Genomic DNA, 12,699 nt, shown 5'->3' with positions numbered 1-12,699 from the left:
CGGCCGGCGCGGGGCGGCGCGGCCACGTCGGGCCAGCGGGCCGCGTCGACGGGGGTGGCGCGGGCCCCCGCGGTCACGGGCGCGGTCGGGGAGGCGGGGCGGGGGTGGATCGTCGTCATGTCGCTTTCTCCGTGGTGCGGTGGGCCGGGCGCGGCTGGACGGGCAGACCGCGCAGGTAGAGACGGATGCCGTGCCTGCGGATGCCGGCCGCCACGGCGAGGGTCGACAGGGGGTGGCGCAGCGCGAGGCGCAGCAGGGCGGCGGGGGTGGCCTCCCGGCGGGTGCCGCGGACGGTCGCGGTGAACGGGCGGGCGCCGGGCCGGTCCAGCCGTACGGTGAGGGCGAGGCGTTCGGCGGGCAGCGGCAGCCGCATGCGGTAGCGGCCGTCGACGGGGAAGAACGGCGAGACGTAGAAGTCCTTGTCGGTCTCGGCGGTGTCCGTCGCGTCGGGGTGCAGCAGGTAGGCGTGCCGTTCGCCGTAGGTGTTGTGGACCTCGGCCACCACGCAGCGCGGCGCGCCGTCGGGGCCGTGGCACCAGTACAGGGTCAGCGGGTTGAAGACGTGGCCGAGGACGCGGGCGTGCGCCAGCATCAGCACGCGCCCGCCCTCCAGGTCGACGCCCCGGGCGGCGAGGAAGCCGTCCAGGGCAGCCCGCAGCGAGGGGGCGTCGCCGGTGAAGTGGTCGGTGGCCGAGAAGCCGGCGAGGGGGCGCAGGAGGCGGGGCAGCACGGGGAGGCGGTCGAGGTCGACGAGCCACAGGTACGTGCGGTGGCGCAGGGTGTGGCGGACCGGGTCGAGGCGCACGTGGACGGTCTCGCACGGGTACAGGCCGGGCCGCCCGGGCACGGCGCGGGTCACCAGGTCACTCCCAGGGCCGCCGCGGCCTCCACCCCGGAGCGGCAGCCGTCCTCGTGGAACCCCCAGCCGTGGTAGGCGCCCGCGAAGGCGGTGACCGGGGTGCGCAGTGAGGGCAGCAGGCGCTGGGCGGCGACCGACTCGGGCGTGTACACGGGGTGTTCGTACGTCATGCGGGCCAGCACCCGGGCGGGGTCGACGCGGTCGTGGCCGCCGAGGGTGACGACGTAGGTCTCGGGCGCGTCGAGGCGCTGGAGCCGGTTCATGTCGTAGCTGACGCGGACCCGGTCGGCGCCCGCGTCGCACGCCGGCATCAGGTAGTTCCAGGAGGACCGGGCGCCGCGCGCACGGGGCAGCAGCGCGGTGTCGGTGTGCAGGAGGGTGGTGTTGCGGGAGTAGCGGAACGCGCCGAGCACCTCCTTCTCGCGCGGTGTGGCGTCCGTCAGCAACTCCAGGGCCTGGCCGGGGTGGACGGCGACGACCAGGTGGTCGTAGGAGTCGGTGGTGCCGTCGGCGGCGGTGACGTCCGCGCCGTCCGCGTGCCGGGTCACGGACCGTACGGGGGTGGCGGTGCGCACGTCGGGCAGGAGCCCGGCGATCCGGTCGACGTAGGAGCGGGAGCCGCCGGTGACCGTGCGCCACACCGGGGAGCCGCCGACGGCGAGCATGCCGTGGTGGTGCAGGAAGCGGAACAGGTAGGCGGCCGGGTAGCGCAGGGCGGTGGCCGCGTCGCAGGACCACACGGCCGAGACGACCGGGGTCATGAAGTGAGCGCGGAAATAGGGCGAGAAGCCCTCGCGGTCGAGGAACTCGCCCAGGGTGAGGGTGCGTTCGGGGTCGTCGGCGAGCAGCCGCCGGGCCGCGCGGTGGAACCGGGGCACCTGGGCGAGCATCCTCAGATAGGGGCCGCGCAGGGCGTTGCGCGGACGGGCCAGCAGTCCCGCCGGGCCGCGGGCGCCGGCGTACTCCAGGCCGCAGCCCTCGCACCTGACCGACATGCTCATCTCCGACTCCTGCGTGTCGACGCCGAGTTCGGCGAAGAGGCGCAGCAGGTTCGGATAGGTGCGGCGGTTGTGCACGATGAACCCGGAGTCGACCCGGCGGACCCGGCCGTCGGACGCGGTCACCTCGTGCGTGTGCGCGTGCCCGCCGAGGCGGTCGTCCGCCTCGTACAGGGTGACGCGGTGGTCACGGGCCAGTACGTACGCGGCGGTCAGTCCCGCGACTCCGCTGCCGATGACGGCGGTACGGCGTGCGGCCCGACCGGACGGCGCCTCCCCTGACGCTCGCGGCATTGCTTGTCCTCCACCCACTGTGATCGACGCTGGCGTGGGTAATCCGGTGCCGCGGCCCTGGCGGATTGCCGTCGGGCGTGGGCAGTTGCCGGGAGGGTCACGGGCCGCGGTGCCGCCGCCGGCGCCGGGCCGTGTCCGGACCCGCGCCGCCGTCGGCGCCGGGCCGCGTCCGGACCCGCCGGGGGTCACGCGGTGCGCGGCCGGGCAGACTGTGCGGGACGGACACCAGTCCGCGGACGCGGTGGCCACGGATCACCGAGGAGGACCCCCGGCGACGGGCCGGGCGGTCACCGGAGGAAGGACGCGGATGGGCGTGCGGGACGAACCGGGGACGAGCGCGCTGGTGATACGCCGCCGACCGCCCGTGGCACGCGCCGCCGTGCTGGTGCTGCACGGCGGCCGGGAGGAGAGCCTGCGGGTGGCGCGGCCCTGGCACCTGGCGGCGCTCAGGATGCGGCCCTTCCTGGGCGCGGTGGCGGCGCGGACCGACCGCGACGACGTACTGCTCGGGCAGGTGCGCTACCGGCGCCGCGGCTGGAACGGCGCCGCCGCCGACCCGCTGCGGGACACCCGGCAGGCGCTCGCCGAACTGCGCTCCCTCGTCGGCGAGGTGCCCGTGGTGCTGCTGGGCCACTCGATGGGGGGCCGGGCCGCGCTGCGCGCCGCGGACGACGCCCGGGTGCGGGGCGTGGTGGCCCTCGCCCCCTGGTGCCCGCCGGGCGAGCCGGTCGGCCCGCTGAGCGGCCGGGACGTGCTCGTCCTGCACGGCAGCCGGGACCGGATCACCGATCCGGTCGCGTCCGCCGCGTACGTGACCCGTGCGCGGGCCGCGGGCGCGCGGGCCGGTCTGGTGCTGATCGACGGCGGCGATCACGCGATGCTGCGGCACCACGGCCGCTGGCACCGCACCGCCTCCTCGGCCGTGGCCCATCTGATCGACCCGGAGGCGGCACCCTCCGCCCTGTTCGCCGAGGCCGCGGCCGCCGCCGAGCCCCCCGTCCTGCGCTGAGCCGCCCCCTCCGAGGAGGCGGCTGTTAGGCTGGTGGAGACGTTGATCGCGTATCGAGAGGTCACGGACATGGTGGGTGACGACGACATCTGCGGGTGATACCCCGCACTGATCGGTCACGGGCAGGCACACAGGAGCGCCGCCGTCGTGGCCGCTTTCGTCGTTCCCTCTCCCCCTGTCTGCCCGGGCGGGCGTGTCCCCTCCCCCGCCCCTCCTCAGCGAGGTCTCCCATGTCCGACGCCGCCGTCATCTGCTCGAACCTCTCCTTCTCGTGGCCCGACGACACCCCCGTCTTCGAGGACCTGTCGTTCACCGTCGGCCCGGGCCGCACCGGCCTGGTCGCACCCAACGGCTCCGGCAAGAGCACCCTGCTCCGGCTGATCGCCGGGGAACTGCGCCCCGGCGCCGGTTCCGTGTCCACCAACGGCACCGTCGGCTACCTGCCGCAGACCCTCCCCCTGACCGGTGATCTCACGGTGGCGGAGGTGCTGGGGGTCGCCGCCGTGATCCGCGCCATCGACGCCGTCGAGTCCGGGGACGTGGCCGAGGAGCACTTCACGGCCATCGGCGACGACTGGGACATCGAGGAACGCACCCGCGCCCAGCTCGACCGCCTCGGCCTCGGCGGCCTCGCCCTGGACCGGAGCCTCGGCACGCTCAGCGGCGGCCGGATCGTCACCCTCGGGCTCGCCGCACAACTGCTGAAGCGGCCCGACGTACTGCTGCTGGACGAGCCCACCAACAACCTCGACCTGGACGCCCGGCAGGGGCTCTACGACGCGCTGTCGGACTACCAGGGCTGCCTGCTGCTGGTCAGCCACGACCGCGCCCTGCTCGACCGCATGGAACGCATCGCCGAACTGGACCGCGGCGAACTCCGCCTCTACGGAGGCGACTTCACCGCCTACGAGGAGGCGGTGCGGGCCGAGCAGGAGGTCGCCGAGAAGAACGTCCGCAACGCCGAGCAGGAACTGAAGCGGGAGAAGCGCGAGATGCAGCAGGCCCGGGAACGGGCCGAGCGCCGCGCGAGCAACGCCGCCCGCAACCTCAAGAACGCCGGTCTGCCGAAGATCTTCGCAGGCACCATGAAGCGGGGCGCGCAGGAGTCCGCGGGCCGGGCCGGCCAGACCCACGCGAACCGGGTCGGCGAGGCCAAGGCCCGGCTCGACGAGGCGGGGCGCGCGCTCCGCGACGACCAGCGCATCGTCCTCGACCTGCCCGACACCGACGTACCCGCCGGACGCACCCTCTTCCTCGGCGAGCGGCTGCGGGTCCGGCTCGGCGACCGGGACGTGTTCGCCGGCGAGGGCGTCGACCTGACCGTGCGGGGCCCCGAACGCATCGCGCTGACCGGCCCCAACGGCGCCGGCAAGAGCACACTGCTGCGCCTGCTGAACGGCGACCTCGAACCCGGGGAGGGCACGGTCAGGCGGGCCGACGGACGCGTCGCCCACCTCTCGCAGCGGCTCGACCTGCTGGACGCGGACCGCACGGTCACCGAGAACTTCGCCGCGTACGCCCCCGGCCGGCCCGAGGCCGAGCGGATGAACCTGCTCGCCCGCTTCCTCTTCCGCGGCGCCCGCGCCCATCTGCCCGTCGGCGTGCTGTCCGGCGGCGAGCGGCTGCGGGCCACCCTCGCCTGCGTCCTGTGCGCGGAGCCCGCCCCGCACCTGCTGCTCCTGGACGAGCCGACCAACAACCTCGACCTGGTCAGCGCGGAACAGTTGCGGAGCGCCCTGAACTCCTACCGGGGAGCGTTCGTGGTGGTCAGCCACGACGAACGGTTCCTGAGCGAGATCGGGGTCCACCGGTGGCTGCGGCTGGCCGACGGCACCCTGACGGAGACGGCGGCCCCCGAGATGTGAGCCGCCCCGGCGTCTGTTGCGGCCGGGGGGTGCCGGACGGCAGGCTTCGGGGTGTGACCACTTTGCTGATCGTGCATCACACCCCGTCGCCGAACTGCCAGGCGATGCTCGAAGCCGTCGTGTCCGGAGCGACCGCGCCGGAGATCGAGGGTGTCCGGGTCGTCCGGCGGGCGGCGCTGGCGGCCACGGCCGTCGACGTACTGGAGGCGGACGGCTTCGTGCTGGGCACCCCGGCCAACCTGGGCTACATGTCCGGCGCCCTGAAGCACTTCTTCGACCAGGTCTACTACCCGTGCCTGGACGAGACGCGGGGCCGGCCCTTCGGTTACTACGTGCACGGCGGCAGCGACACCACCGGCGCGGTGCGCGGCATCGAGTCGGTGACGACCGGCCTCGGCTGGCAGCGCGCCGCCCCGGCGGTGACGGTGGCCGGCGAGCCCGCCAAGGCCGACCTGGAGGCCTGCTGGGAACTGGGGGCCACGCTCGCCGCCGGACTGATGGACTGAGCCCGGGCACGGAGGGCCCTCACCCCGACGGCCGTTCGGTCCCGGTCGGCGTCGGGACCGAACGGCGTCGTCACGGGGGTGTCACCCGGTGCGCCGCCTGGTGCGCAGGAGCAGCAGGCATCCGGCCGCGAAGAGGACGCCTCCGGCCGCCGCGGGCCAGAAGCCGAGGCCGGAGCCGGTCTCGGCGAGCCCGCCCTGGGTGCCCTGCGGCTCGGTCACCGAGCCAGCGGCCTGTGGGGCGCCGCCGGCGTCCGTCCCCCGCGTCGCCTCGGGCGCGGCAGCGGCGCTGCTCGCGTCGCGCGGGGTTCCGGCGGGCGTGGTGGCGGCCTTGGGCTCGGCGGTGCGGGGCGTCTCGACGGTGCGCGAGGGCTCGGCCGTGCGGGAGGGCTCGGCCTCGTTCGTGGGCCGGTCCGAGGGCGCGGGCCTCTGCCCGGCCTGGCCGCCGTCCGCGGGGGCCGGCGCGGTGCCGGTCTGCCCCGCCGGGGGCTCGTCGGTGCGTCCGCCGTCGTCACCCGGCTGCTGCGGGGTCTCCTGCTCGTTCCCACCGTCGCCCGGGGTCTCGGAGGCCTCGGGCTGCTCGGTCTTCCCGGGGTTCTCGGTGTTCCCGGGGTTCTCCGGGCTGGCGGTCGGCTCCTGCGGGGTCTCGCTCTGGCCCGGGTCGGGGGCCGTGTCCGCTCCGCAGGTCCGGCCGCTGTTGATGCAGTCGACCATCTCCCGCATCAGGCCCTCGTCGAAGACGTTGATGAAGTCGCTGTGGTCGGTGACCGGCTTGTGCAGCTGCTCGGGGAAGGAGTCCACGGCGAACAGGGGCGCCGTCCTGCCGCCGTCGCCGAGGCTGGGCGCGTCCACGTCGTACACGATGCGCTGCACCAGCCGCGGAATCGGCTGGAAGCCGTCCGGGCAGGTGCCATCGGCGGCGGCGAACGCCACGTGGGTGCGGTGGTTGGCGCTGTCGGTGTTGCGGCCGTCCCAGCAGCTCTGGAAGGTGAAGGTGCGCACCACGTCGCTGCCGGCCGGGCAGAGCGGGTACTTGTCCTTCAGCTGCCGGTCCTCGAAGCCGGTGCAGCTCCAGGAGGCGTTGGCGTTGGTATTGCCGTTGACGAACGCCTTCGCGTCACCGGTGATGATGCGCAGCAGCCGCGGCATGTCCGTGACCTTGCCGCGCTCGTTGCCGCCGAACGTCAGCGTCACCTCGGCCGGCGTGACGATCTCGCCGGCGTTGCCCTCGATGCCCCCGCCGGGCGACTGGGCGTCCTGTTCGGCGGTGCCGTTCTGGAGGCGCAGCACCGGCCAGTAGTACGACGACTTGTCGCCCTGGTCCGCGCAGCTGGTGCCGGCGGCGGCCAGGTCGTCGTCGGAGGCGAAGGCGGTGTTGCCCTGGTTGCCGACGTAGTCGTGGAAGTGGTGGGCGCCGTTGCCGACGCCGGGGGCGGCGATGACGTTGTCGGAGTTGAACAGGCCCTCGGCGTTGACGCCGCAACTGGTGGCGAAGGTGCCGCGCGAGGCGTCCTTGTCGCGGCGCGGCTTCTGGGCGTTGGGCTGGACGGTGGTGATGTCGGCGTAGTCGGCCGCGACGGGGCCGTTGCCGGCCTGACCGCCGTTGCCCTGCCCCTGTTCCTCGCCGGGCTGTTCACCGTCGCCGGTGCCGTCCTGCTGGCCGCCCTGCTGTCCCTCCTGCTGTCCGTCCGGGCTGCCGCTCGGCGCGTCCTGGGGCGCGACCGCGGTGCGTCGCAGGGTGCACACCGCGAGGGCCTCCAGCCCCTCGGGCCGGTCCCCCGCGCCGTCGACCGCGGTGACGATGCGGGCGATCGTCTCGGTCCGCTGCTGCTCCAGCGGGTCGAGGATCGCGCCCTCGTCGACCTGGCCGTCGTCGGCGGTGCGGGCCGCTTCCTGGAGTTGGCGGTAGGCCGTGGCGATCTGCTCGTCCAGGCGAGCGAGTTCGCCGTCGACGTCCGGCCTGGCCGGTTCGGGGACCGTCGTCAGCCGCTCACTCAGATCGGGGCAGTCGACCGTGGCCGCGACGCCGGAACTGCCCAGGGGAACGGGGTTGTTCGCCGACTCGGTCGCGGAGGCGAACACGTTGACGGCGACCAGACCACCGCCGCCCAGTATCAGCGCGACCGCGGAGAAGGTCGCGCGCCGCGCCCCGGTCGGGCGTCTGCGCCTGTTGTGTCCCAAGGCGTGCTCCTGTGTCGTGCGTCGTGGCGGTCCCGGGCATGCAATGCCCCCGCCTCCATACGGAGCCGGGGGCGCCGGCGTTCAACCGCCCCGCGGATTCTCAGGAACCCCTCACCTCACGGGCGCGGGATCAGCGGCCTCATGCAGGACCGGGCCGGCGGAGTTCAGGGCGAGGTCGGCCCCGGCAGCAAGGGCACGCTCGCGCGCCGGCGGCTGTGCAGCGGGCACCCCGAGGCAGCCGACGCCCCCACACACCGACCGCTTCGACGGGACGGACGCCGCCGGTCTCGGTGATCGCGCCCCGGGCTGTGGACACGGCGCGGTCCTCACCCGCGTGGAGCACCACCCGCTGCCCAGGTGACCAGGTCGTGACGCCCCCGCCGACCTGAGCCGGACAGGCAGACGCCCGCCGCCTCGGCCTTGACCAGGGCCTCGCCCGGCCCGGGCTGTGTGCGGGGCACCTCCTCCAGCCGCAGGGTGCGGCTCCGGACGGACAGGCGGGCGGCGAGCATGTGTGCCATGGCCCGTCCGGAATCCGCCGCCCCGCCACGGCGCCGACGTGGGGAGGAATGCGGCAGGCCGTGCTCACCCCCACGGCGGGCTGCTGCCGAGCCAGGGCCTGGCAAGGGCCACCCGAGCGCCGTCGCCCGAGCGGCCCCGTTCCGTGTGACGGCGGGCCCCGGCGCGAGATCGCGGGGTCTCTGTTAGCCCGCCACGAGAGGGGAACCCGGGGCCCGTCGTGACCGTCGTGCGCCACCGCGCCCCTACCGAGGGAGTTCCGGGATGCAGTCACTGATCAAGGGCCTGGTCGCCGGCGCGGCGGGGACCGTCGCGCTGAACCTCACCACGTACGGCGACATGCTGCTGCGCGGCCGGGGGTCCAGCGACATGCCCGCCGAGGTCGCGGACCGGGTCGCCGACCGGGTCGGGCTGGTGCTCGGCGACGAGGAGACGAAGCCGAACCGCGAACAGGCCGTCGGCGCGCTCCTCGGCTACGTCACCGGCCTCGGGGTCGGCGCGGCCTACGGGCTGCTGCGCCACCGGCGCGGACCGCTGCCGGACTGGGTGGCCGGGCCGGTGCTCGGGGCGGTGGCCATGGTGGGCAGCGACGTGCCGGCCGCGGCGCTCGGCGTGACCGACCCGAAGCAGTGGGACCGCACCTCCTGGGTGTCGGACATCGTGCCGCACGTGGTGTACGGCTTCACCACGGCGTCGGTCTACCAGGCTCTGCACTGAAGGGACGACCAGTGGAATCGGTGGAACCAGGGGAAGCGGCGCAGGAGACGGGACGCGGGGCCGGCGGCAGGCCGCTCGCCCTCATCACCGGGGCGTCCGCCGGCATCGGCTACGAACTCGCCAGGCTGTTCGCGGAGAACGGGTACGACCTGGTGGTCAACGCCGAGGACGACCGGCTCGAACACGCCGCCCGGCGGCTGCGGGAGGCCGGCGCCGAGGTGCGGGCGGTCCGCGCGGACCTGCGGGACCCGGACGGCGTCGACCGGCTGGTCGCGGCCACCACCGGGCTCGTCGTGGACGTGGCGGCCCTCAACGCGGGCGTGGGACAGGGCGGGGCCTTCACGGACACCGACCCGGCCGACGACCAGTCCGTGATCGACCTCAACGTGACCTCGACGGTGCGGCTCGCCAAGCCGCTGCTGCGCGACATGGTGGCGCGCGGCGTGGGCCGGCTGATGTTCACGTCGTCGATCGCGTCGACGATGCCGGGCTCCTTCCAGTCCGTCTACAACGCGTCCAAGTCGTTCGTGCAGTCCTTCGCCCAGGCGCTCCAGGAGGAGGTCAAGGACACCGGTGTCACGGTCACCTCCTTCATGCCGGGGCCGACGGACACCGACTTCTTCCGGCGGGCCGGCATGGAGGACACCAAGGTCGGCACCATGGAGAAGGACGATCCGGCCGAGGTCGCCCGGCAGGCGTTCGACGCCGTCATGAAGGGCCGCGGGAAGCTGGTCACCGGCTCGGCGAAGACCAAGGCGCAGGGCGTGGCCGACAAGGTCCTGCCGGACCGCGTCAAGGCCGCCGTGCACCGCAGGATGGCGGAGCCGGGGACGGCGCCGGACGACGACGCGTCGTAGGACGCCCCGCGGCACCCTTGTCGGCGGGCGTCCCGCGGTGGACGATGATCCCGGCAGCGGATCACCCACCGGAGGGACCCACGTGACCGACGGACAGCAACGGCCGCCGGCCGCCGCCGTGTTCGACGCGCTGGGCGCCGACTACGAGAAGGCGTTCGCCGGGGCGCCGGCGCACCGGCGCTCGCTGGAGTGGCTGCTCGGGCGGCTCGCGCCGGGCAGCCGGGTGCTGGACGTGGGCAGCGGGACCGGGCGGCCCACCGCCGAGACCCTCGCGGGCGCCGGTCACCGGGTCGTGGGCGTCGACGTCTCCCCCGTCATGGTGGAGCTGGCGTCCCGGCAGGTGCCGGACGCCTCCTTCCGGTGCGCCGACATCCGTGACGTGCCGCTCGCGGACGGCGAGTTCGACGCGGTCTGCGTGTACTTCGCGCTGCTCCAGCTGGACCGGCGCGAACAGACGGACGTCGTCCGGCGCCTGACGCGGGCGCTGGCCCCGGCGGGGTATCTGGTCCTCGCCACGGTGCCGCTGGACGTGGAGGGCGTCGACGCCGCCTTCATGGGACAGCCCGTGCGCGTCACCAGCTTCACCGCGCCGGATCTCGTCGCCGTGGCCGAGGGCGCGGGCCTCGATGTCCTGGAGCGGGAGGAGCTGCTGTTCACCCCGGCCCACCCGGACGCCGGGCCCGAGCCGCACGTCTTCCTGCACTGCCGGCGCCGGACCACCGCGACGCCGGACGCCTGAGCCCCGGCCGCCTCCTCCGCACCGGACGCCTGAGCCCCGCCGCCTCCTCGGCCCCTGATGGTGAGCCGGGGGCCCCTCGTGCCCGGATGGGGTAACCCGGGACGCGCGGACGGGGTCGCGCGGCCAGAGTGGGGTGCATGACAGAACCTGGCGAGCGACGGCGCGGCACGACGTCCACGACCACGCGCGAGCGGGCCGTGCGGGGCGCCGGGGAGGCCGCCCGGCGCGCCGCGGACGCCCTGTCCGAGCTGGTCCGGCACCACCTCGAGGGAGTCTCCGCGGTGTGCCGCAGCGAGGACGACGGCTGGATCGTCAACGTGGACGTGCTGGAGGTGGCGCGCATCCCGGACACCACCAGCCTGCTCGCCACCTACGAGGTCGAGCTGGACGCGGCGGGCGAACTGTTGCAGTACCGCCGGGTCGCCCGCTACCGGCGCGGTGCCCAGGACCAGTGACCCGGGCCGCCGGCCCGCCCCCGGAAGGACCACCGCATGATCACCTATGACGACGAGTACGTCTGCGCGCCCCGCGCCGGAACGCTCTACGACGTCCTGGAACTCATCCTCGACCGCGGCATGGTGATCGACGTCTTCGTACGCGTCTCCCTGGTCGGCATCGAGATCCTCAAGGTGGACGCCCGCATCGTGGTCGCGAGCGTCGACACGTACCTGCGGTTCGCGGAGGCATGCAACCGCCTGGACCTGGAGCACGACGTGCGGTCCAAGACCGTCCCCGAGCTGTTCGGCGGGCCGGTCGCCAAGACCGTGGGCCGGGCGGCCACCAAGCGGGGGACGCGCTCCCTGACCGACCGGGTCCGGGACATCCTCTCGCCCGAGGACGCGGAGCCGGAGGCGGAGACGGAAGAGGACGAGCGGGAGCCCGCCCCCCGCCGCGCCGGCTCCCGCACCCGCGAGCGCGAGGAGCGCACGGAGCGGCCCCGCAGCCGTCCGGCCGGGCGTCCCCGCGGTGACGACGACCGTCCGCGCAGCCGCCCGCGCCGGCGCACGGGAACGGAGGAGGAGTGACCGTGTCCGCCACAGCCCCCACCACCCTCACCGCCGGCACCGCGGCGGACGCCGAGGCCGCCCTGTACGTCTACGGCATCGCCCCCGCCGGCGTCCGTACACCCGGCTCCCCGGGGGTCGGCGGCGCCCCGGTGCGGCTGCTCACCGAGTCCGGCCTGTGCGCGGCGGTCTCGGCCACGCCCGCACGGCTGCGGCCCCGACGCCGTGACCTGATGGCCCATCAGGCGGTGCTGGACGAACTGGCCGCGCAGGGGCCCCTGCTGCCGATGCGGTTCGCGGTCCTCAGTCCCCGTCAGGACGTCCTGCTCTCCCAGCTGCGCTCCGACGCCGCCCATCTGACGCGGCAGCTCGACGGCGTCCGGGGATGCGTCGAGTTCAACGTCAAGGGCGCGGTCGTGCCGGGGAGTTTCGCCGAGCTGGTGCGCCGGGACGAGAAGCTGCGGACCCTCGCCCTGCGGACCCGGCGCCGCCCGGACTACGAGGCCAACGTCCGGCTCGGCGAGGCGGTCGCCCGGGCCGTCCACCGCGAGGCACGGCGCGCCGCCCAGGAGGTCCTCGACCGCCTGACGCCGCTCGCCGTGCGCACCGCGGGCGGCCCGACCGGCGACGAGCAGGTGCTGAGCGCGTCGTTCCTGCTGCGCTCCGCCGACGAGCCCCGGTTCCGGCGGGCGGTGGACGCGTGCGCCCGTGAGCGCGGGGACCGTCTGGCGCTCAGCGTGACCGGGCCCCTGCCCTGCTACAGCTTCGTCGACCCGTCCCCCGCGCCGGCCGGGCGGTGACGCGGTGGGCATCGTGAGCGGTCTCCTCCTGCTGCCCCTGGCCCCGGTGCGGGGCACGGCGTGGATCGCCGACCACCTGCTCCAGGAGGCCCGGCGCCAGGTCCACGACCCGCGCGCCGTCCAGGCCCGGCTGGCCGCGCTCAACCGGGCCCTGGACGAGGGCGCCATCGACGAGGCGGCCTTCGAACGGGAGGAGGAGCGCCTGCTCACCCTCCTCGACCGTCCGGTCCGGCCCACCGGCCGCACCACCACCACGGATCCAGCGCATGGAAGGCACGTATGAACGACAGCAAGGCGGCCCTGGCGGCGGCCATGGCGGGCGGATACCTCCTCGGCCGGACGAAGAAGGCCAAA

General features: G+C 74.9%; 14 protein-coding genes. 10 read left to right on the top strand and 4 right to left on the bottom strand.

From position 1 onward, the window contains the following. Positions 1 to 115: 115 nt before the first annotated feature. Positions 116 to 859 (bottom strand): DUF1365 domain-containing protein, encoded by a 744-nt coding sequence (locus GTW67_RS29800; protein WP_346010780.1) that lies wholly within the window; start codon positions 857 to 859, stop codon positions 116 to 118. Then, entirely contained in the window at positions 856 to 2,151 is a 1,296-nt protein-coding gene (locus GTW67_RS29795; protein ID WP_161167861.1) for an NAD(P)/FAD-dependent oxidoreductase, read from the bottom strand. Before GTW67_RS29795 ends, GTW67_RS29800 begins: the two co-directional genes overlap by 4 nt. Positions 2,152 to 2,458: 307 nt before the next feature. Between GTW67_RS29795 and GTW67_RS29790 the strand changes: the two genes are divergently transcribed. From GTW67_RS29790 to GTW67_RS29780, 3 genes are all read left to right on the top strand, one after another. After that, entirely contained in the window at positions 2,459 to 3,160 is a 702-nt protein-coding gene (locus GTW67_RS29790; RefSeq protein ID WP_161167860.1) for an alpha/beta hydrolase, read from the top strand. A 230-nt stretch (positions 3,161 to 3,390) separates the two neighbouring features. Continuing rightward, the gene (abc-f, locus tag GTW67_RS29785) at positions 3,391 to 5,025 is read left to right on the top strand and encodes a ribosomal protection-like ABC-F family protein (protein WP_161167859.1); all 1,635 of its coding nucleotides are present in this window, start codon (positions 3,391 to 3,393) and stop codon (positions 5,023 to 5,025) included. A gap of 53 nt (positions 5,026 to 5,078) precedes the next feature. Then, positions 5,079 to 5,531, top strand: coding sequence for an NAD(P)H-dependent oxidoreductase (locus tag GTW67_RS29780; protein ID WP_161167858.1), 453 nt, complete (start codon positions 5,079 to 5,081; stop codon positions 5,529 to 5,531). A gap of 81 nt (positions 5,532 to 5,612) precedes the next feature. Here the strand turns inward: GTW67_RS29780 and GTW67_RS29775 are convergent, their stop codons facing one another. Both GTW67_RS29775 and GTW67_RS38645 read right to left on the bottom strand, forming a co-directional pair. After that, the gene (locus GTW67_RS29775; RefSeq protein WP_161167857.1) at positions 5,613 to 7,709 is read right to left on the bottom strand and encodes a DUF1996 domain-containing protein; all 2,097 of its coding nucleotides are present in this window, start codon (positions 7,707 to 7,709) and stop codon (positions 5,613 to 5,615) included. Positions 7,710 to 8,035: 326 nt separating this feature from the next. Further along, on the bottom strand, positions 8,036 to 8,230 hold the full coding sequence (locus GTW67_RS38645; protein ID WP_524539836.1) for a hypothetical protein: 195 nt from the start codon (positions 8,228 to 8,230) through the stop codon (positions 8,036 to 8,038). A 262-nt stretch (positions 8,231 to 8,492) separates the two neighbouring features. Here GTW67_RS38645 and GTW67_RS29765 point away from each other — a divergent pair, with 262 nt between their 5' ends. The 7 genes from GTW67_RS29765 (at position 8,493) to GTW67_RS29735 (ending at position 12,628) form a co-directional block, all read left to right on the top strand. Beyond that, positions 8,493 to 8,945 carry a hypothetical protein gene (locus GTW67_RS29765; RefSeq protein ID WP_161167856.1) on the top strand — a complete coding sequence of 151 codons (453 nt, stop codon included), beginning with the start codon at positions 8,493 to 8,495 and terminating at the stop codon, positions 8,943 to 8,945. Between the two features lie 20 nt (positions 8,946 to 8,965). After that, positions 8,966 to 9,802, top strand: a complete 837-nt coding sequence (locus tag GTW67_RS29760; RefSeq protein ID WP_161167855.1) for an SDR family NAD(P)-dependent oxidoreductase — start codon at positions 8,966 to 8,968, stop codon at positions 9,800 to 9,802. Positions 9,803 to 9,884: 82 nt separating this feature from the next. Beyond that, positions 9,885 to 10,541 carry a class I SAM-dependent methyltransferase gene (locus tag GTW67_RS29755; protein ID WP_346010779.1) on the top strand — a complete coding sequence of 219 codons (657 nt, stop codon included), beginning with the start codon at positions 9,885 to 9,887 and terminating at the stop codon, positions 10,539 to 10,541. Positions 10,542 to 10,678: 137 nt separating this feature from the next. Continuing rightward, positions 10,679 to 10,996: a gas vesicle protein GvpO gene (gvpO, locus tag GTW67_RS29750; protein ID WP_161167853.1), complete on the top strand. Its 318-nt coding sequence runs from the start codon at positions 10,679 to 10,681 to the stop codon at positions 10,994 to 10,996. A 36-nt stretch (positions 10,997 to 11,032) separates the two neighbouring features. After that, positions 11,033 to 11,566, top strand: a complete 534-nt coding sequence (gene gvpJ / locus GTW67_RS29745; protein ID WP_161167852.1) for a gas vesicle structural protein GvpA — start codon at positions 11,033 to 11,035, stop codon at positions 11,564 to 11,566. Continuing rightward, the gene (locus GTW67_RS29740) at positions 11,563 to 12,345 is read left to right on the top strand and encodes a GvpL/GvpF family gas vesicle protein (protein WP_161167851.1); all 783 of its coding nucleotides are present in this window, start codon (positions 11,563 to 11,565) and stop codon (positions 12,343 to 12,345) included. Before gvpJ ends, GTW67_RS29740 begins: the two co-directional genes overlap by 4 nt. Positions 12,346 to 12,349: 4 nt before the next feature. Continuing rightward, positions 12,350 to 12,628: a gas vesicle protein GvpG gene (locus tag GTW67_RS29735; protein WP_161167850.1), complete on the top strand. Its 279-nt coding sequence runs from the start codon at positions 12,350 to 12,352 to the stop codon at positions 12,626 to 12,628. The last annotated feature ends 71 nt before the right edge of the window (positions 12,629 to 12,699 follow it).

The sequence above is a fragment of the Streptomyces sp. SID5910 genome, assembly GCF_009862125.1.
In the GTDB taxonomy this organism is placed as follows: domain Bacteria; phylum Actinomycetota; class Actinomycetes; order Streptomycetales; family Streptomycetaceae; genus Streptomyces.
This window is presented reverse-complemented; position numbering and strand designations above follow the sequence as displayed.

Coding starts and splice junctions, on each gene's coding strand:
- GTW67_RS29795 (WP_161167861.1), bottom strand. CDS start 2,151: ATGCCGCGAGCGTCAGGGGAGGCGCCGTCCGGTCGGGCCGCACGCCGT.
- GTW67_RS29790 (WP_161167860.1), top strand. CDS start 2,459: ATGGGCGTGCGGGACGAACCGGGGACGAGCGCGCTGGTGATACGCCGC.
- abc-f (WP_161167859.1), top strand. CDS start 3,391: ATGTCCGACGCCGCCGTCATCTGCTCGAACCTCTCCTTCTCGTGGCCC.
- GTW67_RS38645 (WP_524539836.1), bottom strand. CDS start 8,230: ATGGCACACATGCTCGCCGCCCGCCTGTCCGTCCGGAGCCGCACCCTG.
- GTW67_RS29765 (WP_161167856.1), top strand. CDS start 8,493: ATGCAGTCACTGATCAAGGGCCTGGTCGCCGGCGCGGCGGGGACCGTC.
- gvpO (WP_161167853.1), top strand. CDS start 10,679: ATGACAGAACCTGGCGAGCGACGGCGCGGCACGACGTCCACGACCACG.
- gvpJ (WP_161167852.1), top strand. CDS start 11,033: ATGATCACCTATGACGACGAGTACGTCTGCGCGCCCCGCGCCGGAACG.